Origin of the sequence: Deinococcus yavapaiensis KR-236, from assembly GCF_003217515.1 — a bacterium.
In the GTDB taxonomy this organism is placed as follows: Bacteria; Deinococcota; Deinococci; order Deinococcales; family Deinococcaceae; genus Deinococcus_A; species Deinococcus_A yavapaiensis.
This window is the reverse complement of the sequence record NZ_QJSX01000011.1, coordinates 70180-94508: the sequence shown is the minus strand read 5'-3', so window position 1 is coordinate 94508 and position 24329 is coordinate 70180. Positions and strand designations below refer to the sequence as shown.

General features: G+C 64.8%; 20 protein-coding genes. 5 read left to right on the top strand and 15 right to left on the bottom strand.

The features are described 5' to 3' along the window. Window positions 1–30 precede the first annotated feature (30 nt). On the top strand, window positions 31–1683 hold the full coding sequence (locus DES52_RS14270; RefSeq protein WP_170131061.1) for an outer membrane protein assembly factor BamB: 1653 nt from the start codon (window positions 31–33) through the stop codon (window positions 1681–1683). A gap of 15 nt (window positions 1684–1698) precedes the next feature. Here DES52_RS14270 and DES52_RS14265 read toward each other — a convergent pair whose 3' ends face one another. The 6 genes from DES52_RS14265 to DES52_RS14240 all read right to left on the bottom strand — a co-directional run bounded on the left by DES52_RS14265 (window position 1699) and on the right by DES52_RS14240 (window position 8229). Then, window positions 1699–3384 carry a helix-hairpin-helix domain-containing protein gene (locus tag DES52_RS14265; protein ID WP_110887495.1) on the bottom strand — a complete coding sequence of 562 codons (1686 nt, stop codon included), beginning with the start codon at window positions 3382–3384 and terminating at the stop codon, window positions 1699–1701. Continuing rightward, window positions 3377–4165, bottom strand: coding sequence for a histidinol-phosphatase HisJ family protein (locus tag DES52_RS14260; protein ID WP_110887494.1), 789 nt, complete (start codon window positions 4163–4165; stop codon window positions 3377–3379). The genes DES52_RS14265 and DES52_RS14260 overlap by 8 nt, the downstream gene beginning before the upstream one ends. Window positions 4166–4202: 37 nt before the next feature. Then, a complete protein-coding gene (locus tag DES52_RS14255; protein ID WP_110887493.1) occupies window positions 4203–4652 on the bottom strand; it encodes a hypothetical protein in 450 nt (149 codons plus the stop codon). 23 nt (window positions 4653–4675) lie between these two features. Beyond that, entirely contained in the window at window positions 4676–5320 is a 645-nt protein-coding gene (locus DES52_RS14250) for a histidine phosphatase family protein (RefSeq protein ID WP_110887492.1), read from the bottom strand. Next, entirely contained in the window at window positions 5317–5736 is a 420-nt protein-coding gene (locus DES52_RS14245) for an acyl-CoA thioesterase (protein WP_110887491.1), read from the bottom strand. Before DES52_RS14245 ends, DES52_RS14250 begins: the two co-directional genes overlap by 4 nt. Window positions 5737–5970: 234 nt before the next feature. Beyond that, a complete protein-coding gene (locus DES52_RS14240) occupies window positions 5971–8229 on the bottom strand; it encodes an ATP-binding protein (RefSeq protein WP_110887490.1) in 2259 nt (752 codons plus the stop codon). Window positions 8230–8818: 589 nt separating this feature from the next. On the opposite strand from DES52_RS14240, the gene lon reads away from it, so the two are divergent. Beyond that, window positions 8819–11296 (top strand): endopeptidase La, encoded by a 2478-nt coding sequence (gene lon, locus DES52_RS14235; protein ID WP_110887489.1) that lies wholly within the window; start codon window positions 8819–8821, stop codon window positions 11294–11296. A gap of 149 nt (window positions 11297–11445) precedes the next feature. Further along, entirely contained in the window at window positions 11446–11970 is a 525-nt protein-coding gene (locus tag DES52_RS14230; RefSeq protein WP_110887488.1) for a YqgE/AlgH family protein, read from the top strand. 34 nt (window positions 11971–12004) lie between these two features. On the opposite strand, the gene dnaG is transcribed toward DES52_RS14230, so the two are convergent. From dnaG to DES52_RS14190, 8 genes are all read right to left on the bottom strand, one after another. After that, window positions 12005–13765, bottom strand: coding sequence for a DNA primase (gene dnaG / locus DES52_RS14225; RefSeq protein ID WP_110887487.1), 1761 nt, complete (start codon window positions 13763–13765; stop codon window positions 12005–12007). 142 nt (window positions 13766–13907) lie between these two features. Continuing rightward, entirely contained in the window at window positions 13908–14897 is a 990-nt protein-coding gene (gene ruvB, locus DES52_RS14220) for a Holliday junction branch migration DNA helicase RuvB (RefSeq protein WP_170131060.1), read from the bottom strand. A 52-nt stretch (window positions 14898–14949) separates the two neighbouring features. Beyond that, a complete protein-coding gene (locus DES52_RS14215; RefSeq protein ID WP_110887485.1) occupies window positions 14950–15540 on the bottom strand; it encodes an SCO family protein in 591 nt (196 codons plus the stop codon). 49 nt (window positions 15541–15589) lie between these two features. Next, window positions 15590–16384: a PhzF family phenazine biosynthesis protein gene (locus DES52_RS14210; RefSeq protein WP_110887484.1), complete on the bottom strand. Its 795-nt coding sequence runs from the start codon at window positions 16382–16384 to the stop codon at window positions 15590–15592. A gap of 61 nt (window positions 16385–16445) precedes the next feature. Continuing rightward, window positions 16446–18866 (bottom strand): cbb3-type cytochrome c oxidase subunit I, encoded by a 2421-nt coding sequence (locus DES52_RS14205; RefSeq protein ID WP_110887483.1) that lies wholly within the window; start codon window positions 18864–18866, stop codon window positions 16446–16448. Window positions 18867–18881: 15 nt separating this feature from the next. Further along, on the bottom strand, window positions 18882–20027 hold the full coding sequence (gene coxB, locus DES52_RS14200) for a cytochrome c oxidase subunit II (RefSeq protein WP_110887482.1): 1146 nt from the start codon (window positions 20025–20027) through the stop codon (window positions 18882–18884). Window positions 20028–20134: 107 nt separating this feature from the next. Then, window positions 20135–21031: a heme o synthase gene (locus tag DES52_RS14195; protein WP_110887579.1), complete on the bottom strand. Its 897-nt coding sequence runs from the start codon at window positions 21029–21031 to the stop codon at window positions 20135–20137. 2 nt (window positions 21032–21033) lie between these two features. Continuing rightward, a complete protein-coding gene (locus DES52_RS14190) occupies window positions 21034–22011 on the bottom strand; it encodes a COX15/CtaA family protein (RefSeq protein WP_110887578.1) in 978 nt (325 codons plus the stop codon). Window positions 22012–22221: 210 nt separating this feature from the next. Here DES52_RS14190 and DES52_RS14185 point away from each other — a divergent pair, with 210 nt between their 5' ends. After that, window positions 22222–22710: a DUF420 domain-containing protein gene (locus DES52_RS14185; protein WP_110887481.1), complete on the top strand. Its 489-nt coding sequence runs from the start codon at window positions 22222–22224 to the stop codon at window positions 22708–22710. A gap of 61 nt (window positions 22711–22771) precedes the next feature. Beyond that, entirely contained in the window at window positions 22772–23692 is a 921-nt protein-coding gene (panB, locus tag DES52_RS14180; protein WP_110887577.1) for a 3-methyl-2-oxobutanoate hydroxymethyltransferase, read from the top strand. 6 nt (window positions 23693–23698) lie between these two features. Here the strand turns inward: panB and DES52_RS14175 are convergent, their stop codons facing one another. Then, the gene (locus DES52_RS14175) at window positions 23699–24223 is read right to left on the bottom strand and encodes an OmpH family outer membrane protein (RefSeq protein WP_110887480.1); all 525 of its coding nucleotides are present in this window, start codon (window positions 24221–24223) and stop codon (window positions 23699–23701) included. Window positions 24224–24329: the final 106 nt, after the last annotated feature.

The following is a 24329-nucleotide window of genomic DNA, read 5'->3' as shown; positions in this document are numbered from 1 at the left end:
CGATGGACTATCGCTTTAGGATTACTTCATGTGACGGCTGTTTCCTTCGCTCAAGGTGCCCCTCCGGTCTCTTGGCAAAAGGATTTCAAAGCCCTCAGCTCCGTCACGATCGCCCCCAATGGAGACTTGTTCTTCATCGGCGCGGACGCCCGCCTGCGCCGAATCGACCCGCTCGGCAACGAAAAGTGGACGTTCGCCCTCGGTGACATCAGCCGGGGCCAGCCCGTCGTAGACGCCTCGGGTCGCGTCTACGCCGTCAGTTACGACGACTCCGTCTACGCCGTCACGCCCGACGGCAAACTGGCATGGTCCTTCCGCGTCGGCGGGGACATCTTCGCGTCGCCCGCCCTTCGCACCGACGGCAGCCTCGTCGTGGCGTCCAGTGCGGGGCGCGTCGTCGCCCTCGACCCGAGCGGCCGACTCGTCTGGTCCTTCCAGGCGAGCGCGCCGATCTTCTCCAGTCCCGCGATCGCCCTCGACGGCACGATATTCTTCGGCTCGCAAGACGGCACGGTGTACGCCCTGAGCGCCGACGGAAAGCGAAAGTGGACGTTCCGAGCGGGCTCCAGCGTCTTCTCCAGTCCTGCCATCGACACGGACGGCAACATTTACTTCGGCTCGGCCGACCGCAACGTCTACGCCTTGTCGCCCGACGGAAAGGAACGCTGGCGCTACCGAACGAGTTTGTTCGTGAACGCCAGCCCGATCATCACCCAAGAAGGGCTCGTCGTCGTCGGCAGCTTCGACGGCAAGCTCTACGCTCTGCGCAAAGACGGAACGGCCGCGTGGGTGTTCGACGCGAACGGACCCGTGTCCGCGCCCGCCGTGCAGCTCGCCGACGGCACCATCCTCGTGGGTGACACGCGCGGCATCGTCACCGCGCTCGACCCGACCGGAGCACAGAAGTGGCGCTTCGACGCCCGCGCCCGCATCGACACGGCGATCGCCGTGAGCGACCTCGGCCAGCTCGTCGTCACGCCGAACGACGGCCGCGTCATCACCTTTCCCAGCACGTCCGCGCTCGCCGCGAGCGAGTGGTCGTCCGCTCGATCCGTTTCCAGCGCTTGGGGCCGCGCCCTCACGCCGGAAGAACGCGCCGTTCGCGCACAAGTCCGCGTCACGACGCCCATCTCGCCGCCGCCCCCCGTGACGGTCACGCCCGCCCAACCTCCCGCGCCGACCCGACCGCCCGCGGCCGTTCCGCCCGTCACGGCGCCCTCCGGGACGTCCGTGCCGCCCGCTGGGACGGGGGCCGGTGCCACCACCCCGCCTGCCACCACCACACCTGCCATCACTCCGACGAATTCGACCGCGACTCCGGTCACTGCTCCCAGCCCCGCCGCGACCCCTGCCGCGCCGCCCGCCCAAGTGCTGCGCTTGCCTGCGAACGGCGTCCTGACCGCCAACGGCACGGCGTACGCGCCGGTACGCGCGCTGCTCACGGCGCTCGGAGGCAGCGTCGAAAGCTTCACGCGCACCAGCGTCACCGTCCGCCTCGGCGACCAGACCCTGACGCTCGTCACCGGCCTGCTGAACAACACGTCATACGCTGCCGTCGGCGGTCTGCGCGTCCTGCCGGGCGTGCGCGTGAGCTACGACGGCAAGCTGCGAGAAGCGCGCATCGAAGCGAACGGCCGCGTCGTCTTCGTCAAGGTAGACCCGATTCCGCAGCGCACGCTCTGAGCGTACGCCCGAACGTCATGCGCCCGAACGCTTACGCTTCGCGAACGACGCGAAGTCTTCGTACGACAAGCAATTGACGACATCGTCGCGCGTGAGGCCCGCCTTGCGCGCGACCATCACCCCGAAACGCACGTCCCGCAAGCCCGACGGGACGTGCGCGTCCGTGTTGATCGCGAACTTCACGCGTCCTCTCCACTTCAGCGCTTCGCGCCAATCGAGGTCGAGTCGGTACGCGTTGGCGTTGATCTCGATCACCGTGCCGCGCTCGCTCGCCGCGCTCATCACCGCGTCCAAGTCCACGTCGTACGACGGGCGGCGCAGCAGCAAGCGTCCCGTCGGGTGCCCGAGGATCGTCACGAGCGGATGCGACACGGCCCGCACGAGCCGCTCCGTTTGCCGCTCGCGGCTCATCTGGAACAGGCTGTGGACGCTCGCGACGACGTAGTCGAGTCGCTCCAGCACATCGTCCGGGTAATCGAGCGAGCCGTCCTCCAAAATGTCCACTTCGGCGCCCGCCAAGATCTTGAATCCCTCGGCCTGCAAGGCGCGTACCTCGGCGATCTGCGCCAGAAGCCGATCGACGCTCATCCCGTTCGCGTACGCCGCGCCACGCGAATGGTCGCCCGTTCCCAGGTAGGCGTCCGCGCCGTACAAGCGCCTCGTTTCCGCCGCCATGTCGCGCACGCTCGACGCCCCGTCCGACCACGTCGAATGGGTGTGAAGGAGGCCGAGGACGTCGGAAACCCCCACCAATGCTTCCTCGGACGGCAATCCAGAGACGCCCGCGTGCTCGACTTCACGGTACGGTGGCGGCACGAAATCAAGGTCGAGCCGCGCCACGACGTCCCGCTCGGTCGGCGTGTCGAACACGTCCAAGCCGCGCTTCAAACCCGCGCCCGTCAAGCTCAGCCCGAGCTCCTCGGCTCGCCCGACCGCCAGATCGCGGTACGCCCCGCCCGTCTGGACGAGGTCGATCGCTCCGCGCGCGCTTCGCGCCGCGTAGCCGACTTCGATCGGCACTCCGTTCACGTCGCCGCTCCACACCGGGGTGGCGTCCGAGTGCGCGAGGTTCGCGACGAGCGGCTTCAGCGCCGCTTCCACCTCCTCACGGCGGGCCGTCACCGTGAGGTCGACGCTCTCCACGCTCTCCATCCCGCGCCTCAAGCCTCCCGCGAAGCGCGGCTCGAACGCCTCCAGCACTTGACACAACTTCTCGGCGACGCTCACCGCCGTCGAGAGGTGCTGACGGCCCGCCACGCGCAGCGCGAACTCCACGCTCTCCAGAATGCTCGCCTGACTTTTCGCGCCGAAGCCCTTGAGGGCGGCGACGCGCCCGTCGAGGCACGCTTCGCGCAGCACTTCCAGCGAGTCGATGCCCGCGCTCCAAAGCGCCCCGATCTTCTTCGGACCCAGGCCGCGCACGCGAAACAAGCTCAGCACGCCCGGCGGCACTTGCGCCGCCGCGTCCTCGAAGGTCGGCAACGCGCCCGTCTGCGCGAAGGTGCGCAGCTCGGCGCCGAGGGTCGCGCCGACTTTCGGCACGCCTCGAAAGCCTCGCGCGGCGACGTCGTCGAAGTCCTCGATCGCCTCGAAGGACCGCGCGGCGGCGCGGTACGCGCTGACTCGAAAGCCGTCCTCACCGAGGAGTTCCAGTAAGTCCGCCGTGGCCTTCAGGACGTTCACGACGCTCTTCTTATCCATGCTGACGCTCACGACCGCGAAACGTGACGATCGCGGCGCCCGCCTCGCTCAGAGAGGCGCGGGCGTCCTCGAAGCGGTGCCCGACTTCTTCGGGACGGTGCGCGTCGCTGCCGAGCACGAACGGAATGTTTCGCGCGGCCGCTTCGAGGACGAGGTTCGGCGCGGGGTAGGCTTCCGCGACGTCCTTGCGCCAACCGGCCGTGTTGAAGTCCAAGGCGACGTCCATGGTCGCGACCGTGTCGAGCGCGCGTAGAGCCGCCGAGCCGTTCGTGTCACGGTGACCGAACTTCTTGGGAAGGTCGAGGTGACCGACCGCGTCGAAAAAGCCTGACCTCGCGGCTCCTTCCACGAGGACGTAGTAGTGTCGGTACAGCGAGTCGAGGTCGCGCCGATCGTACTCGTCCTTGAACTCGGGATTGTCGAAGCCCCACGCGCCGATGTAGTGCACGCTTCCGATCACGTAGTCCCACGGATGCGCGCTCAGCACCTCTTCCAGCCAGCGCTCCGTGCCAGGATGGAAGTCGGCCTCCAAGCCGAGGCGCACGTCGAGTCGTCCGCGAAACGCCTCTTGCGCTTCGCGAACCATCGCGACGTACGTGTCCAATTGATCGCGCCGCATTCTCCAGTCGGCGTCGTACCAAGCGGGCATCGGCATGTGATCCGTGAAGGTGACGCCGCGCAGGCCCGCGTCGAGAGCCGCCTTCGCGTACTCCAGCGGCGTGCCCGTCGCGTGCTTGCACAGCGGCGTGTGCATGTGATTGTCGAAGAAGGCGGCGTTCATGTGCCGCCCATCGTATCGCGAAGCCGTCTCGCCGAGATTACTTGCCCGTCGCCGTCAGGAAGTACACGCCGTCGGCGCGTTTCGTGACGAACAGCGCCATCGGTCGGCCCTCGTCGTTCGCGAAGTCCGTGCGCGTCCACGTGTCGGCACCGACCTTCACGGTGCGCGAGGCGCTCTCCATGAAGCCCGACGCGGCGAAGCTCGTCTTGAGGTTGGCGACGTACGCGTCGGCGAGGCGCGTGGCGTAGCCGCGAGCGACGAACAGCTGGTATTCGCCGAACTTCGGCGACTCGGCGGCCAGCAGGCTCGGCGCGAGCTTGTCGGCGTAGGCGCGGTTGCTCACGAAGCTCGTTCCGGTCGGAAGGCGAATCGTGAGCGTCTTGTCGAGCGTCGACTGGATGGCCGTGACGGTGAGGAGTTCCGCGACGGTTTGCGCGGACGCGAGAGAGCAGCTCAGGACGGCGAGGACGGCAATGGCGCGCTTCATATCCTCAGCGTACCGTGAAGTCGTCATGAATGCTGCGAAGTTTGCTGCGAGGCGTCGCTCGACGTCCAGTGTTCGAGGTGGCTGTCGTCGCCGAGACGCTCCAACGTCCAGTCGTTCTCGGCGCGGCGCACGACCGTGAGCGAGGTGTGCGGCGTCGAGAGAGGCACCGGGAAGATACGGTGCGGCGACGAGCGAAAGGGAATGTCGATGAGGTGGCACACGAGCGAGCGGATGAAGAGCGAGTGCGTGAACGTGACGACGTTCGCGCCGTCGGGCAACGTGGACGCCCACGCGAGCCCTCTGGTGACGACTTCGCTCAGACTTTCGCCGCTCGGCGTGGGCACTTCGAAGGGCCGCTCGGCCCACGTGGCGAACAGGGGGTGCAAGCGGATCTGGTCGAAGGTCCGACCGTCGAACTCGCCGAAGTGAACTTCGCGCAACCGCTCGTCGACGAGGACCGAGACGCCGGGCAAGGCGAGCTCCGCCGTTCGCCTCGCCCTCACGAGATCGGAGCTGTACACGAGATCGAAGGACTGGCCTTTCAGGCGCCGTGCGAGCAAGCGGGCTTGGTGTTCGCCCGCCTCGCTGAGCGGATTGTCCGAGTGGCCTTGCCAACGTCCGAGGGTGTTCCACTCCGTGACGCCGTGCCGCACGAAGGTCAATTTCATTCGGCGACCTCCGAAGGCGTTTCCAAGGACGGGACGGGAGTGGGCTTGCCGGAAGCGTCGACGGCGACGAACACGAACGTGCCGGACGTGGCGAGTTGCTGCTCGCCCGTCGCGAGGTGTTCGCGGTACACGTCGACTTGCACGGTCATGGACGTTCGCCCGACCTTCACGACTCGGGCTTGCAAAGCGACGGCGTCTCCGACCTTGATGGGGACGTGAAAGCTCACGCCGTCCATGCGGGCGGTGACGACGTTCGTTCGCGCGTGGCGTACGGCGGCGACCGAGGCGGCCTTGTCCATGAGGCTCAGCACGAAGCCGCCGAAGGCGGTGCCGAGGTAATTCGTGTCCTTCGGAAAGACCAACTCGAACATTCGCGCACTTGCCGGCGCGAGAATTTCTTTGTTTCCCTCACTCATGTGACCCCTGTGCTACTGCTACGAGTTCGAATCAAGCACTTCATTCAGTCCGGCCGTCACGTGCAACGACGCCGCGTTGCGACCCTCGGCGCGGGAGTGAGTGTACATCTTCAGCGTGACCGACACGTCCGCATCCCCTGAAAGCCAAGCGTCTCGACTGAGGCCGCACCGACTCGGCGTCGTCCCCGAGACTCGTGGGTGTTGGTGACGCGAAGCGCCGAAAGGGCTCGCCGTTCAGCGATGCTTCGGAAGCGAGAAACCGAACGTGGCTCCTCGGCTCGGCCGTCCCTCGGCCCACACGCGTCCGCCGTGCCGCTCGACGATTCGCCGCACGTTCGCCAATCCCACCCCCACGCCCTCGAACTCTTCGGCTCGGTGCAGTCGCTGGAACACGCTGAACAGCTTGTGTCCGTACTGCGGATCGAACCCCGCCCCGTTGTCCCGCACGAACACGCGTGATTCGCCTGCCGCGTCCTGCGCCCACACCTCGATCCGTGCGACGCTCTTGTCCCTGGTGTACTTCAAGGCGTTCGACAGCAAGTTCATCAGCACAAGGCGGAGCGTGTCATGGTCGCCCATCACGAGCGGAAGAGGTTGGACGAGCCATTCGACGTCCCGATCGACGAATTCCATCTCCAAGTCCGCTCGAACGGCCGCCACGAGGGCGTCGAGGTCCACGACGACCAAGCGCAACGGAAGCCGTGACGTGCGCGCCAAATTCAACATCGCCTCGATCAACGTATCCATGCGGCGGACGGCTTGGTCGATCACGTCCAGGTACCGCTCGGTCTTGTCGTCGCCTTGTCCTCGAAGCGAGTTGCGGAGCAGTCCGGCGAAGCTCGTGATGTGCCGCACGGGCGTTCGCAAGTCGTGGCTGACCGAGTAGGAGAAGGCCTCGAGTTCCTCGTTGGCGGCGGCGAGCTTGCGTCGCTCCTCGGCGAGTTCGGCGAGGCTTTGCGTGCGTTCGAGCGCGAGCCCGAGGTTATGAACGACGCTCTCCAAAGTGACCTTGTCGACGCGGGACCATACCCGCGCACGGTTCAGCGCGAACGCGAAGACGCCGCGCGGTTCACCTGCCACCAGCACGGGCAGGCACGCCGTGGACTGCACCGAAGCGGTGAGGTGAGCGACCCCGTCCGTCGCGTGATCGTAGGCGTCTTGGTAGTACGGTTCTTGGCGCGTCCACGGCAGCAACAGATTACGCGTCTCCTCGAACGACAGACCTCGGTCGATGATCGCTTGAAGGGACGAGCTGCCGAGACTTCCGACCTGCGCTTTCAAGCGCCACAAGCTGCCCTCGGGCTCGTAGTACAACGCGAATCCGTCGGGCAGGAGCGTCACGGCGAGTTGCTGAGCGCGGCGAACGAGCGCGTACGGATCGGTGTTGAGGCTCAGGTCGCGCGTGAGCTGGGCGAATCCCTCCAGCGCCTTCGTGCGCGCCTCGAGTTCCGACGCTTGGGATTTGAGCGTCTCGGCTTGCTTGGCGCGTTCGAGCGCGAGGGTGAGGCTTCGTCCGACGGCGCGGACGAGGGCCTTGTCGCGTTCGGACCACTCGCGGGTGTCTCGAAGGCCAACTGCCAGCAGGCCGGTCACGTGCTGCTCGTGAACGAGCGGGTACGCGGCCCCCGCGCCGTACTCGTCCGTGACCTCCACTCCCTCCTCGCGGGAATTCCAGGCGTCGACGAAGAGGGGCGCCTTCGCTTGCGACGCCCGCGCGAACAAGGGCAGGTCGGCGGGAACACCGGCTTGAATCATGGCGAGGACGTCGCTCCGCATGTCGCCCGTCCAGGCCCGAGCGCGCCAGACTTGGCCGTCGAGCTCGTAGTACGCACAACTTCCGTGCGGAAAGCGCGCGCTCAGGACGGTCATGGCGTGCTGCGCCACGGAGTCCACGTCCATTTCCGTTCCGACCGCCTCGGTGTACGTGACGAACGTCGCGAGGGCCAGGCGTTCCTCGTCGAGGGCTTGCACGTGGTAGGCGCGTTCGAGCGCGAGGGTGAGGCTTCGTCCGACGGCGCGGACGAGGGCCTTGTCGTGTTCTTGCCAAGCTTGGCTGCCGCGAACGCCGAGTCCGAGCACGCCCCGAACTTGCCCGGCGACGATGAGGGGCACGCTGGCCGCCATGTCGTAGGATTCGCTGCCCCGAATTTGTTGCGCTTCGGGATTCCAGACGTCGGCGAACACGGCTTGTCGTTCGCGAAGGACGGCGGCGATTCCAGGCAAGCGGTCGGTCACGCCCTCGGTGAGTTGCCGCACGATGTCTTCACCGAGGTCGTCACTCCAAACCCGCATCTTCCACAAGTTCCCGTCGCGTTCGTAGTACGCGGCGCTCCCGCCCGGAAAGTGCGTGCACAGAACGTGGATGGCTTGCCGCGCGAGCGCGTGGACGTCGGTTTGGAGGCCGACGGCTTCGCTGAGTTGCACGAAGGCTTCGAGGGCCAAGGAGTGAGGGTCGTCGCCGTGCGGCTGAGGATACGGCGGCGTGGAAGACATGGAAGCAGGATACCGAGCGCGGGGAGCACGCGTTGGCTGAACGAAAGGCTCGCTACATTCAGTGCCGTGCCGCGTGTCGAATCGCCGAAAGGTCGCTGTGGTTCGTGGCGTTCTTCTCGAACGAAATCGACTTGGTTCTCGGAGATGAGTTTTCCGGACGCTTGAAATCGACTCGCCGAATCGCTCGGGAAAGTCGATGCGGAGGCCGCTGAAAGGAAGGAGCACGCGTCGTGCGGTCGCCCGACTTAACGTTCGAGGTACACTTTATTCACCTGCGGAGGGCAGTTTTGCGAAATGATACGAGTTATGCGGCGATTCGTTCTGACCTTCCGTCGATGGCGAGCGGCGAGAGCTGCTCGCCGCTCGCTCAAACGCTTGGGTTTGTGGGATTGAGCGGGCGGCTGCCCGTTCAAGACTCGCACAAGGTCGATACGGGCGCCGAATAAGGTTGGGAGCAGGAAAAAGTGGTCTGATAGGAGCGTTCTACCGGGCGGCGGGACGCTTGCTTCCCCTCGTCAAACTTGATAGACTTGCACTCAACTTTCTTGGGCAAGAGCTTCCCTCTTCACCCGTTCAAAGGAGCGACACAATGCCCGCAGACCAAGGCAAGGAAAGCATCCAAAGCCAAACTCCGCTGCCCGCCAACGTGCCCGTGTGCCCCGTGCGCGGCAGCGTCATCTACCCGACGATGGTCCAGCACATCGACGCCGGGCGCGCGCTCAGCATCGCGGCGATCGACGCGGCCATGGCCGAGAACAAAGTCATCATGATCGTGTCGCAGCGCGACAAGGACATCGACGAGCCCGAAGGCGAAGACCTCTATGACGTCGGCTCGGCATGCTCCATCCTGCGCGTGCGCAAGAATCCCGACGGCACCCTGCAAATGCTGGTGTCGGCCCTCAGCCGCGTCAAGGCCACTCGCTACACCAACGCCGGCGGCTTCATCCGCGCGGACATCCAACCGTTCGTCGTCACTGACGGCGACGCGCGCGAACTCGAAGCATTGTCGCGCGAACTCGAAGGCAAGTTCGAAAGCCTCATCCAAGGCGGCAAGTTCATGGCGCCCGAAACCGTCCAGCAAATCCAGAACATGGAGGACGCGGGGCAGATTGCCGACAACATCGCCTTCAACATGGACTTCAAGCTCGAAGACAAGCAGGCGGTTCTCGAGGCGCCCACGCTCACCGAGCGCCTTCGCAAGGTCCTGACGCTTCTCGACGCCGAGGCGGAAGTGCAAAGCATCCAGCAGCGCATCCGTCAGCAAGTCAAGGAAGAGATCGACCGCAATCAGCGCGAGTACTACTTGCGCGAGCAGATGAAGGTCATCCAAAAGGAACTGCACGGCGGCGAGGAAGGCGAAGGCGACGAAGCCGACGAGTTCCGCCAGAAGGTCGAGAAACTCGGGCTCAGCCCCGACGTTCGCAAGGAAGTCGACCGCGAAATCAACCGCCTCGCGCGCATGCACCCCGACGCGGCGGAAGCGGCCGTCATCCGCACGTACCTCACGTGGATCACCGAGTTGCCGTGGAACACGCGCTCCGAGGACCGACTCGACATCGCCGAGGCCAGCAAGATCCTCGACGAGGACCACTACGGCTTGGAGAAGGTCAAGGACCGCGTGCTGGAATTCCTCGCCGTGCGCCGTCTGCGCAAGGAACGCGCCGAACGTGGCGAGATCGACGCCGCCGAAGTCAACAAAGGCCCGATTCTCGTGTTCACCGGCCCTCCCGGCGTCGGCAAGACGTCCATCGCGCAAAGCATCGCCAAGAGCCTGGGCCGCAAGTACGTTCGCATCGCCCTCGGCGGCGCGCGTGACGAGTCCGACATTCGCGGTCACCGCCGCACGTACATCGGCGCGATGCCGGGCCGCATCATCCAGGGAATGCGCACGGCGGGAACGAAGAATCCCGTGATGCTGCTCGACGAAGTCGACAAGCTCGGCTCCTCGTATCAAGGCGATCCGAGCGCCGCGTTGCTCGAAGTGCTCGACCCCGCGCAAAATCAGCACTTCACCGATCACTATCTCGGCGTGGCCTTCGACCTCAGCGAAGTGATGTTCATCGCCACCGCCAACTACCCCGAGCAGATTCCGCCCGCCTTGATGGACCGTATGGAAGTCATCGACTTTTCCAGCTACATCGAGCAGGAGAAACTCGAGATCGCCAAGCGGTACCTGCTGCCGCGCCAACTCGTGCAAAACGGCCTCAAGCAAAACCAGATCGCCATCACCGACGCGGCGCTGGAAAAGCTCATCAGCCACTACACGCGCGAAGCGGGCGTGCGCAACTTGGAGCGCGAGATCGGGACGGTGGCGCGCAAGGTCGCTCGCCGCATCGCCTCGGGCGAACTCAAGCGCGCGAAGGTGACCGACAAGGAACTCGACCGCTACCTCGGCAATCCTCGCTACATGCCCGAGCACGAAGCGCGCGAGGACATGGTCGGCGTCTCCACGGGCATGTTCTACACTCCCGTCGGCGGAGACATCCTCTTCGTGGAGACGTCGGTGATGCCCGGCAAGGGCCTCGTCCTGACCGGACAACTCGGCGACGTCATGAAAGAGTCGGCGCGCGCCGCCCTCACGTACGCGAAGAAGAACGCCGATCGCTTCCATATTCCGCGCGAGCGCCTCGACGACTCCGAAATCCACATTCACGTTCCCGCGGGCGCCATTCCGAAGGAAGGGCCCAGCGCGGGCACGACGATGAGCGTCAGCTTGATTTCGGCCTTCACCGCCATCCCGGCGCGACGTGACGTGGCCATGACCGGCGAAATCACCCTCACGGGCCGCGTCCTTCCGATCGGCGGCCTTAAGGAGAAGGTTCTCGGCGCGCGTCGCGCGGGCATCAAGCACATCATTCTTCCCAAAGCGAACGAAGGCGATTTGCGGGACATCCCGGCCCACCTGCGGACCTCCATGGAATTCCATCCGTGCGAAACCATCGACGAAGTGCTCGACGTGGCCCTCGTGGGCGGCTTGGCGGCGTTGGAGCGCCGCGAAGGCGAACCGCCGAAGCGCAAGACGAGCAATCGCCGCAGCAAGAACGCGGACGCGGGCGCGAGCGCCTGACACTGGAAAGCGGCCCCCTCGACGGGGCCGCTTTTCGCTGTTCGACCTCTCACGCTCGTCTGTCACCCTGACGGTACGGCTCGGCTTGTCATGCGTAACGTATCAACTTCTTCTTGGCGATTTCGTTCGCGTTTCATCGGAGGTCCCTCGTGACTCAAAACCTGACGTATCTGGTTGCGACGCCGCACATGATCGGCAACATGTTCGAGCGCAGCGTCATCCTGCTGCTTGACCACAACGCCGAAGGCGCCATGGGGCTCATCGTCAGCCTTCAAACGCAAATGCCGATCAGCGAGCTGCTTCCGAACGCCAAAGACTGCCCCGACCTCGCTTGGCTGGGAGGACCGGTCGATCCGCAAGTCGGGTGGTGTCTGTACGAACGACCCACGGGCAAGAGCGGCGAAGCGCAACTCTCGGACGACTTGTACGTCACGTCGAGCCTCGACGTGCTGCAAGACGTCATGAAGCGCGAGGGGCACTTCATGCTGATCCTCGGCTACGCCGGTTGGGGCCCCGGACAACTGGAAGAGGAGACGCACCTCGGCTCGTGGCTCTTCCTCGAAAGCGGCCCCGAACTCGCCTTGCACGTTCCCGCCGCCGAGAAATGGGATCGCGCCTGGGAGGCGCTCGGCGTGAATCCCGCCTCGCTCGTCGCGGGCGGCGCGCAAGCCTGAACGGCGAGCCTCGCCGCGCGTCTGCAAGCTGACTTCAAGCTTGCAGACGCGCTCTTTTTTCGGCTTCGATGGCGCGTGACAGGTCGCGAATCTGGCCCAGCAACTCCATCTGCCGAGCGCCCGCCGCCCCCATCACTTCCTTCTTGAGGCGCGTCACTTCCGCCTTCATCTCGTCGATCGTCAGCTTGCTCTCGATCTCGACGGCTGCCCGCTGAGCGGTTTCTTGTGCTTTTTCCTCGTGCTGGCGGGAATTTTCGCGGCCCAGCAGGCCCGGTGAGCGCGCCTCGAACAGCAGGCGAATCAGGAGTTGCTGCTCGGGCTGGCCGTCGAAGGTGCGAATGATTTCCTCGGGCCTGCGCGTGCCTCGAGCGGCCAGCATGATCTTCTTGACGGTGTCGTTGCGCCAAGTTCGCAAACCGTCGAGTTTTTCGAGGAGGGTCGGGTCGAGCAAGATCGCCTTGAGCAGGGCGACTTCCGCGTCCTCTTCGTTGCGAACGTTCGACATCCCGTCGAGTTGCACGTCCGAAAGCTCTTTGCGCTTGGCTTTGCTGGCGATCCAGTCCAGCAAGGCCTCGGGGCGAATCCCGAGCTTCTCGCACACGGCGGACCTCATGCGACTGGCGACCTCGTCGAGCGGATCGAGGTTTTGCATGCGCGGAAGCAGCATGTGCAGAATCGCTCGCTTTCCCGCAGTCGTCGTGGCGTCATGCTGCGCGAGCGCCGCCAACACGCGGAACTCCACCTCGTCGAGCCCTTCGGCGAGCGCCGAGCGCAACAAGTCCGCTCGGCCTCCTGCCAGGGTGTCCGCCGGGTCCTTGCCGTTTGGCACGCTGAGGGCGCGAACGCTGAACTTCGCGCCGACCACTTGGTCGAGGCCCGCCAAGGTCGCGCGTTGCCCGGCGGCGTCACGGTCGAACAGCAACGACAGCGCACGAACTTCCATGCGCGCGAGAAGCGCGGCGTGCTCGGCGGTAAGGCTCGTGCCGAGCGTCGCGACGGCGGTGTCGAAGCCGTGCTGATGCATCATGATGACGTCCATGTACCCTTCGACGACGACGAGTTCGCCGCTCTTCTGGGCCGCGACGCGCGCCTTGTCGAAGCCGTAGAGCAGTTCGCCCTTCTTGAACACCTCGGTTTCCGGCGAGTTGAGGTACTTCGGCTTGTCGTCTCCCAGGACGCGCCCTCCGAAGCCGACGAGGCGCCCGAGGTGATCGCGAATCGGGAACATGACGCGCCCGCGAAAGCGGTCGTACAAGCGGCCCGACTCGGGATTTTCGGAGAGGAGCCCCGCCTCCAGCAGTTGGCGCTCCGTGAAGCCGCGCGCCTTCGCCCGCTTCAACAGACCGTCCCAGCCCGGCGGAGCGAAGCCGAGCTCGAAGCGTTCGATCGTTTCGGGCGTCAAGCCGCGCGAGGCGAAGTAAGCCTCGCCTTCGCCGCTCAAGTGCTCGCGGAAGTAGGCGAGCGCGAAAGCGTTGACGTCGTACAAGTCGCGTTTTTCCCGCTCGCCGCCGCGCGTCTCGACGGCCACGCCCGCCTTCTCAGCGAGCTTTCGCATGGCGTCTCCGAAGGCGAGGTTCTCGACGCGCATCAGGAAGTTGAAGATGTCGCCGCCCGCCTTGCATCCGAAGCAGTAGAAGTAGCCTTGCGCGGTGTCCACTTGAAAAGACGGCGTCTTTTCCTTGTGGAACGGACACAATCCCTTCATGCGCCCGGTCCCGGCCGGAGTGAGGCGCACGTATTCGCCGACGACATCGGCGATCGAGAGGCGTGCGCGGATTTCTTCCTTGCTACTCATGCGGACACCAAACGAAGCGCGCCGTACTTGGATCGCACGACACGAAAGAAAGCTGAGGGTCACTCCGCGCGGTGCGGTAGGACCCTCAGTGTAGTACATCGCCAAGAGTGGTGGTAGGGGCGACGGCGTATTTTCTTGAGATTCAGTTCGCCAAGAAACGAGGGTCGTACTCGTCGAAGGGAACGGGCAGGCCGAGGTGTACGTACGCGTGCGCGGTCGCCACGCGTCCGCGCGGAGTGCGTTTCACGAAGCCGAGCTGGATGAGGTACGGCTCGTACACGTCCTCGATGGTGTTGGCATCTTCGGAGAGGGCGGTCGCGAGGGTGTCGACTCCGACCGGACCGCCGGAGAAGCGGTGGATCATCGCCTCGAGCATCTTGATGTCGCGCTCGTCGAGTCCCGCCGAGTCGATGCCGAGCTTGTCGAGAGCGTCGTGCGCGCGCTCCAGCGAAACCTCCTTTTCGCCCGCGACTTCGGCGTAGTCGCGCACGCGGCGCAGCCAACGCTTCGCGATGCGCATCGTGCCGCGCGAACGCGCCCCAATCTCCAAGGCCGCTTCCTCGGCGATGCCGTACCCGCTGAGACGCGCGTCGCGCATGAGGCCGAGCGCGAGTTCTTGCGGCGTGTAGTACTCCAAATGCTCGATGATGCCGAAGCGGCTGCGCATCGGCGCCGTGATGAGGCCGGGCCGCGTCGTCGCGCCGATGAGCGTGAAGCGCGGAAGCGGCAACTCGATGGTGCGCGCGGCGGGCCCCTGACCGAGGACGATGTCGAGCTTGAAGTCCTCCATCGCCGGGTAAAGGTGCTCTTCGGCGACGCGGCCGAGACGGTGGATCTCGTCGATGAACAGCACGTCGCCTTCTTCGAGCGAGTTCGTCAGGATCGCGGCGAGGTCGCCGGGCTTCTCGATGGCGGGGCCGGAGGTGACTTTGATGTTGACGCCCATCTCGTAGGCGATGATGTGCGAAAGCGTCGTCTTGCCAAGGCCCGGAGGGCCGAACAGCAAGGTGTGATCGAGGGCTTCACGACGACCTTTCGCCGCTTGCAGGTACACCTTGAGCTTCTCCTTGAGGCGCTCTTGGCCGACGTACTCGTCGAGGGTCTTCGGGCGCAGGGCGACGTCTTGCTCCATAATGCCCATGTTACGCTATATGCGAAATAAAAGCCAGGGATTCAGCATTTCATCAGTAGCGCCCGCTCGCGAGGCGCGGCAAGTCCGCCGTCAAGACGCCGCCGCTGACTTCGTCTTGGCTGTACACGCGCCGCATTCGTCCCGTACGGTCGAGCACCGCGACCGCGTCTCCGTGCGTGAACGCGCCGGGACCCGAAGGTACCGAGTAAATGTAAAATCCCTTGCGCGTCGCTTCGAGCGCGCTCGGCGCGCCCGTGAGCCCGACGAAGTCCTTGTCGAACTTGTCGAGGTACGACCGAAGCTGCGGCGGCGTGTCGAACTGCGGATCCACCGTAATCAACACGACCTTGAGCTGCTGCCGCTGCTGCTCGTTGAGAGCCTCGTACGCCCGAGCGAGCACGCCCATGGTCGTCGGGCAGACGTCGGGGCAGCGCGTGAAGCCGAAGAACACGAGGCGTGTCTGCCCGTTCGAATCCGACAGGCGCGCGGGCTTTCCGTCGTCGGCCACGAGTTGCTCGACGGGCACGAGCGGCCTCGCGTCGACCGTGGTGCCTCCGAGCGGCTTGGCGAAGGCGCGGAAGGCGAGCACCCCCCCGAGCACGAGGGCGACGACGAGGAGGAAGGCGGTCACGACACGAGGCATGGCGTCAAGTTAGCGTTTCTTCACGAGTCAAGTGTCCTCACGTGCGCGCTCACACCTGCAGTTCGCCTCGCACGACCGTCACGGCCCGTCCGCGCAACTTCACTCGGCCGCCACGAACGCCGACCTCGATTTGCCCGCCACGCTCGGACGCTTGATACCCCACGAGGTCTGCCTTCCCGAGCTTCTCCATCCAGTACGGGCCGAGCGCGCAGTGTGCGCTGCCCGTCACGGGGTCCTCATCGACTCCAATTCCCGGCGCGAAGTAGCGTGACACCATGTCGAAGCGCGCGTCGTCCGATCGCGCCGTGACGATCGCGCGGCCCGGGACGGTCGCTCGCAAGGCGGCGAAGTCGGGCTGCAAGGCGCGCACCTTGCTCGCCTCGTTTACTTCCACGAAAAAGCGCACGCCCGTCCAACCCACGAAGCGAACGCTTCGCACGCCCAACGCCTCCAGCAACCCGGACGGCGCTTCGCACGGCTCTGCGACTTCGGCGGGAAAGTCGAGCTCGATCTCCTCGCCGACTCGCGTGGCGGTGAGGCGACCGCTGAGCGTCTCGAACTCGGCCGCCTCGTCGAGCGGCAAGCGGCCTTGCTTCCACAGCACGTACGCCGTCGCGAGCGTCGCGTGTCCGCACAACTTCACCTCCGCTTGCGGCGTGAACCACCGCAGACGCCACGCTTCGCCTTCGCGCGCCACGAACGCCGTCTCGGACAAGTTCATCTCGCGTGCGACGAGCTGCAGCCAAGCGTCATCGCGCGGCGCGTCGAGCAGCACGACGGCGGCGGGATTGCCGGAAAATGGCTCGGAGGTGAAGGCGTCCACGATGAACAGGGGAGAGGGCATGATCAGAAGCCTAACAAAAACACCCCCGGCTTTTGACCGGGGGTGACGGAAGCGGCGAACGCTACCAGATGTAGAACAGAGCGAGAATGCCGATCCATACCACGTCGACAAGGTGCCAGTACAAAGAGGCGGGTTCGATCGAACCGTGGTTGTACTTGTCGATCTTGCCCGTCATCGCTTGGTAGTACGCCATGGCGACGCCGACTCCACCGATGATGATGTGCAGACCGTGCAGACCGACGAGCAGGAAGAAGCACGAGGTCCACAAGTTCTGACGCCAATCGACTTCCGAGCCGAAGTGCACGAACTCGTACGTCTGGATCAAGAAGAACAGCGAGCCCAGCAGCAGCGTGATGAACAACCCGAGGCGGAAGCGCGTGTACTTGTGCTTGTGGTGATCTTGCTCCGCTTGGTGAATCACGAAGGACGACGCGACCAGCAAGAAGGTGTTCACGGCCGCCAGCCAGATGGCCGGACGATCCACGGGCGGCACGGCGTTTCCCGTGACGCGAAGGTACACGTACCCGGCGATCAGCACGCCGAAGAGGCTGACTTCCGAGATGATGAACCACGCCATTCCCAAGAAGCCGTTGTTGTACTTCGTGAGGTGATGGTGATGCACCGGCACGTCGTACTCGAAGGTGCCCGCCCAGCGGAACAGCGAGTACACCAAGTACAAGGCGCCGCCGTAGAGCGCGATCGTGTTGATGGCGTCGGGAAGCGAACGGAAGCCCGAGTTCATCCAGCCGTGGCTGAGCCCGTAGCCTGTGATGAGCAGGGCCAACGCCGAACTGAACGGCCAGAAGCTGCTTTGCGGCAAGTGAATCGACGCGGGGTCCACCGGCTTGAGCTTCATGCCTTGCTGTTCCCAGTCGTACAGCGGACGCTCGGTCGGGAAGGTACGGGGGAAGTCGTGCGCGAAGTTGTACGCGGCGGGCGGCGAAGCGGCCGTCCACTCCAGCGTGTAACCGCCCCAAGGGTTGGGGCCGAGCGTGGCGGGCTTGCGGAAGCTCGCGAACATCGCCCATAGCATCACGATCGTTCCGGCCGCCAAGAAGAGCACGCCGATGGACGAAATCAAGTTGAGCTCGTTCCACAAGGTGTTCGTGTCAGGGTACGTGTAGTAGCGGCGCGGCATGCCGAGCAGGCCCAGCAGGTATTGCGGCAGGAACGTCACCCACGAACCGATCATGAACAGCCAAAAGTGCATCTTCCCGAGGCGCTCGTCCATGAAGCGGCCCGTCATCTTCGGCCACCAGTAGTACAAGCCCGCGAAGACCATGAAGGCCGTGCCGAACATCATGACGTTGTGGAAGTGCGCCACGATGTAGTAGGAATTCGTGACTTGGTAATCGAACGGCACCATCCCGAGCGACACGCCCGTGATGCCGCCCACGAGGAAGTTGAAGACGAAGCCGATCAGCCAGTACAGCGGGGCGCGCATCATGAGGCGACCGCCCCACATCGTGCCGATGATGTTGAAGATCTTGACGCCCGTCGGAACCGCCACGATGAGGGTGAACAGTGCGAACGCGAATTGCCACGATTGCGGCAAGCCGACGGCGAAGATGTGGTGTACCCACACGAGGAGCGACGCGAGCGTGATTCCCATGAGGGAGTACACCATCACGCGGTAGCCGAACAGCGGCTTGCGTGAGAAGGTCGAAGCGATTTCCGCCGCGATCCCCAGGTACGGCAACAACATCACGTACACGGCGGGGTGCGAGTAGAACCAGAAGAACTGCGTGAACAAGATGGGCACCCCGCCGATGGCAGGATTGAACATCGTGAGGCCCATCTTGAGTTCCATGTACGTCACGAGGGACGCTGCCGTCAGACCGCCGAGCGACAGCAGCTGAAGGATCGCCGTCGCGAAGATGCTCCACGTGAAGATGGGCATCTTCCACAACCCCATGCCGGGCGCGCGCAAGTTGAGGATCGTGGCCGCGAAGTTCGCCGATCCCAGCAGCGAACCGATCCCGTTGAGGATCAAGGCGATCATCAGGGTTTCGATGCTCGTGCCTTGCTGCGTGACCGACAGCGGGTAGTAGAAGGTCCACCCGACGCCCGGACCGCCGCCGTTCCACAACGACGTGACGAGCAAAATCGCCGAGAAGACGAACAGCCACACCGCGAAATTGTTGAGGCGCGGCAAGGCGACGTCACGAACGCCGAGTTGCAGGGGCAGCAGGAAGTTCCCGAAGCCGAACAGGCCCGCGGGAATTAAGAAGAAGAAGATCATGAGCGCGCCGTGCGCCGTCAGAACCTCGTTGTACGTCTGACCAACCAAGACGGTGTTGTTGGGCACCGCGAGCTGCAGACGAATTGCCATCGCCAAGACGCCGGCGAGGGCGAAGCCGATCACGGAGGTAAGGAGGTAGAGAATGCCGATCTTCTTGTGATCGGTCGTCGTCATGTAGTCCCAAAGCACGCTGATGATCGACGGGCGTGCGCGAGACGGTTGGGGTGCGATAACTGCCATGGTTCAGGACACTCCTTAGCGCTCGGGGACCTTGAAACGCTTCGTTTCCCAGCTGTAGTACGCGGCGTCTTCGGGAAGCTTGAGAGAATCGAGGTAAGCGACGAGGTCGCCGATGTCGCGGTCGTTGAGCTTGGGATAAGCGGGCATCAAGCTGCCCGGCTTCACGCCCGGCGAGTTCTTGAGCCACAGCGGCAACTCGCGTTGACGCGCCTCGCCTTCCCACATCCCGGCGCCCAAGGTGTAGCGCGACCCGAAGTAACTGAGGTCCGGGCCTGCCGCCCCGTTGAAGGGCGTTCCTTGCACGCGGTGGCAGTTTTGGCAGGCAGGTTGACCTTCCTTGCCGTTGGCGAAGATTTGGTAGCCGCGCTCCTCGGCCGAGCCGGGCGCGGGCTCCGGCGCCTTGAACGCCTGAGCGGCGGCCACGAAGCGGCTGTACTGATCTTGCGGAAGCGCGATGACCTTGTAGCGCATGTTGGCGTGAGACGCGCCGCAAAGCTGCGAGCAATTCCCCTGGTAGACGCCTTCGCGCGTCGTGTCGATCGAGTACGTCGACGTGTGCCCGGGAATGTTCATGCGCTGACCACCGAGGTTGGGAGCCCAAAATCCGTGCATGACGTCACGCGCCGTGACTTCGAGTTGCAAGGGCTGACCGGCGGGCACCACCATCTCGTTGCCGTTGCGGATCCCACCGTGCGTGGGGTACTCGAAATTCCACCAGAACTGCGCGGCGTACACTTGCACGCGCTCGGCTTCTGCCGAGACCGTGTTCACGCGCGCCATGGTGCGGGCCGTCAGCACGGCGAGCACCGTGATGATGACGAACGGCACGGCGATCAAAACGACTTCCAACGTGTTGTTGCCGTGGAACTGCGAGGGTTCGCGCGTGTCGCCCTTGCGCTCGCGGAACTTCCACACGCTGTAGAACAAGGCCGCCGACACGCCGATGAAGATGATGATCGACATCACGATGGCCGGAATGCTCATCCACAACACTTCGCGGTTGTACTGCGAGCTCATGTCAGCCAACGTGACCGTGTGCTTGGAGACCGTATCTCCACGCCCCCCGGTCTGTTGAGCGAGCGCCACGCCGAGACTCAGCAGCGTCAAGGCCAGCCCTCGATGCCATGTCGGCGCGGAAAGTCGGTGGGAAATGTTCAACATGTCTCCTTTCTAACGCTCATCAGTGTAGGTCGTTTTGCCATTTCGTGGGAGTCCCTCGCGGTGAAGAGAAAATCAAGTCGAGCCCTCCGTGGAGCGACCCTCGCAGGTCAACTCAGCAAGGCGCGGTCGATCGCGCCCGCCAAGAACAAGATGGCGAGATACAGCATGGAGTACTTGTACAAGCCCACGCACGCCGCGCGCGTCACCGAACCGTGCTCGCGGTAGTAGACCCACAGCCGCCACGACCCCTGCAGCAACAAGAAGCCCGAGGCGAGCGCCGTGAGCACGTAGATCCACGACACCGCGCCGAACAACAGCGGTTGCACGCTCAGCACGACCGTGAGAATGGCGTAAAGGCCGATCTGCACGACCGTCAACTTGTCGCCGTGCACGACGGGCAACATCGGCACGCCGACTTCGCGGTACTCCTCTTTGATCATCAGCGCGAGCGCCCAGAAGTGAACGGGCGTCCAAAAGAAGATGATCGCGAACAAATACCACGCGAAGAGGTCGAGGTGTCCGGCGACCGCCGCGTACCCCACGAGAGGTGGAAAGCAACCCGCCGCGCCGCCGATCACGATGTTGTGCCACGTGGTGCGCTTCAGCACCATCGTGTACACGACGACGTACGTGAGCAGACCCGCGAGGCTCAGCACGGCTGTCAGGAAGTTGGCGGCGATCCACAGCAACAAGAAGCTGCCCACGGCGAGCACCGCTCCGAACACGAACGCGTCGCGTGTGGAGATCTTACCGCTGGACGTCGGCCGAGCGCGCGTCCTCGCCATGCGATGGTCGATGTCCCGGTCGATGATCATGTTGAACACGCCCGCCGCGCCCGCGCTGGCGTACCCGCCGAGCGAAACGGCGAGCAGGAGCAGCACGTCGGGCGTCCCGTGCGCCGCCATGAACATCGCGGTGATGGTCGTGAAGAGCAGCAAACTGATGACTTTCGGCTTCGTGAGCGCGAGGTAGTCACGCCACGTGGCTTGGTCGGCGACGAGCACCGTCAAGCGGTCACCTCCTTGGAAGCGCGCGAAGGCGCGGACGAGCGGGAAGACGCGGCGAGCACGTTGTAACCCAGCAGCACCGTCGCCAGCCACAGCAGACAGGCGAACAGCAAATGCGAAAGTTGCAGCCAGTTCGGCGCCTTGAGCGCCACGTTGAGAAAACCGACGAAGCCTTGCGAGATGATCAGCGCGGTCACGGCCGCGCTCCACCGCGCGACGTCCGCCGAGGGGCGCCGCGCCATCGCCGTGCGCGCCAAGACGAAGAGGCCCGCGCACACGAGGACGCCCAAGACAGGATGCACGACGCGCAACTGCTCGAAGAACGTCGCCGTGGCGGAGAAGTCCGAACGCAGCGTGTCGAGCGGTGTGCTTCCGGTGGGGCGGTACAGCAAGTCGCCGAGCGCCGTCACGGCGCCTGCCATGCCGAGCGCCAGCACGCCGACGAGTGTGGACACGACGCCGACGCTCCACCAGCCTTGACCACGCAGACGCACGAGGGGCGCGCCGCGCAGCCAATGGATGGTAAGCGCGAACGCCGCGATCAAGGAGAAGGTGTTGGCAAGGTGCACGCCTTGAATGAAGCCGCGCCCGGGATGGGTGCTGTCCGCCGTCCAACCCAGCCGCACTTGCAGCCCGCCCACGAGGCCTTCGAACACCAGCAAGACGAGCGAAGCTGCGGCGCCGAGCCGCGCCGGGTCGCCTTTCGGACGAGCGCGAAAGACCCACACCACGAGGACGAGCGCCACGAAGCCCGACAAACCGCTCGTGAGGCGGTGGCTGAACTCGATGAGGGTCTGCACGGTCGGCGTGGGCGGCACGACGGCACCGTTGCACAGCGGCCAGTGATCGCCGCACCCCGCGCCCGCCCCGGCGATGCGCACGACCGCGCCCCAGAGAATGACGAGGACGGTGTAGACGAGCGCACCCCACGCGAACGTGAGCAGCGCCTTCTCCGAACTCCGACGTGCTTTCAACATGTTCTCCTTCTCGCGCTCCTTCAAAACCACACTGCGCACTGCCCGAGGTCGCCACGCGGCACGTTCGCGGCGGGTGAGCTCACGACAAACGGTCGGCCCCGCCGACCGTCCTGAGCGCAGTGTAACGCAATTCTAGGACCGTCCGAAGGGCGAGTTTCAGTACAAACGTCCCCGCTCCAGAACGGCAAAAACATTCATACTGAATGCCACATGAGCTCTTTTGGCGAGACCCTCAGCCTCTTGTCGGTCATGACGATCGTCCTCAGCGGCCTCGCGCTGCTCGCAGGCGTGGTATTCATCAAACGCGGTGAGCGCGAGTGGCACATGCGGGCCATGCTGACTGCCTCCAGCCTAGCCACCGTGTTCATCGTCTTCTACCTGTGGCGCATCGGAATCGGCTACAGCAAGCATTACGTCGGCCCCGACGCGTGGCGCGGCGCCTACTTCGCCGTCTTGATTTCCCACACCATCCTCGCCGCGCTCAACTTGCCTTTGGCGATCATGGCCGTGCTCAACGCGTGGAGGGGCCTGAGAGCCGCCGGGAACTTGCAGGCGATCGGCACGCCTCCCGCTCGTTCGTACTTCGACCGCCACCGCGCCTGGGTGCGCTGGACGGTGCCCGTGTGGCTGTACGTCGCCGCGACGGGCTGGGTGATCTACTTCGTGATGGAGCACTGGGGCGCCGTGAAGGGCGTCTGAGCCAAGTGGCCTAGGAGCGAAACAGCTTTCTCGCGGCGAGCGGAGGTCTATGCTGAAGCGCATGAGCGTCCGCCCGAAGAAGACCATCCCCGACTTTCTGCACCATGATGACAAGATCGTCATGGTGACTGCCTACGATTACCCCGGGGCGGCGCATGCCGAACGGGCGGGCGTCGACATCATCCTCGTCGGCGACAGTCTCGGCAACGTCGTCTTGGGGTATGAAAGCACGACGCAAGTCACCCTCGACGACATCGTGCATCACGCCAAGGCGGCCCGTCGAGGCGCGCCGAACACCTTTCTCGTGGCTGACATGCCCTTCGGGACGTACCACACCGGCCTCAAGCGCGCGCGCGAAGCGGCCGTGCGCCTCATTCAAGAGTCGGGCGCGGACGCCGTGAAAGTCGAGGGAGCGACGCCCGAGATCCTGGAGGTCGTGCGGGTGCTGAGCCGCAACGGCATTCCCGTCATGGGGCACGTCGGCCTCACGCCTCAGACGGCGACGAGCCTCGGCGGCCTCAAGGTTCAGGGCAAGACCGTCGAGCACGCGCTTCGCATTCTGCGTGAAGCGCGAGACGTCGAGGCGGCAGGTGCCTTCGCGGTCGTACTCGAAGCCGTGCCGAACAAACTCGCGGGGCTCGTGACCCAACGCCTGCGCGTGCCGACCATCGGCATCGGCGCGGGTCCCGATTGCCGCGGTCAGGTGCTGGTCTACCACGACTTGCTCGGCGTGTACGAGGAGCACAAGAAACTCGCCAAACGCTACGCGGAACTTGGCCGCGACGCGACCGCGGCCCTTGAGGCGTACGCACGCGAAGTGCGCGAGGGCGCCTTTCCGCAGCCTGACAACGGCTTCTTGATGAAGTCGGACGTGCTGCGCGAAGTGCGCGAACGGCTCGAGCACGACGATGAACGCGAACGGCCCTCCGAGCAGACGCTCGAAGGGCGCGAGGACGCCGAATCGATCGGCAAACTCTACTGAATCGCCTTACTTCTTGAGCCGGTTGAGCGCGGCTTGCGTGAGGTCCACGGTCTTCGTGTCCGCGTAGACGATGAGGCCCGTGGTCTTCGCGACGTTGGAGTCCAGCACGATGGCGAAGCCCTGCGCGCTCGCCGCGTTCTTGATGGCGGTGTTGACCGTGCTCGCGACGGGCGCGAACTTCTGCTCCAACTGCTTCTTGTAATTCGCCGAGGACGTGTTGAACGCCTTGACCGCCGCGTCGAGGTCCGTCCGATCCTTCGCGGTCGCCGTGTTCGAAGCGACCTTCTGCTGCAAGCCTTGAACTTTCTGCGCCTGCTTTTGAAGGTTCGCGTCCGCTTCCTTGCGCAGCGCCGCGTAACTCGCGCCACCCGGCGCGGCCGCCACGACGCGCGCGACGTCCACGATCGCGACGCGCGTCGCCGCGCGTTGCTGCGCGTGCGGTCCCGTCAGCAGAAGCAGCGGTGAGGCGAGCAGTCCGAGCAGTCCGACTTTCCAAACGTTGTTCTTGACCGAGTTCGAATTGATGTTCATAAGTCCTCCTAAAAACGCACCCCCGCGAGCGGCGGGGGTGACGATGCGAGCATTTCCCCGAGCGAGGGGCGAAATCGCCGCTCCGGCCTCCGAATGTATCCACCCG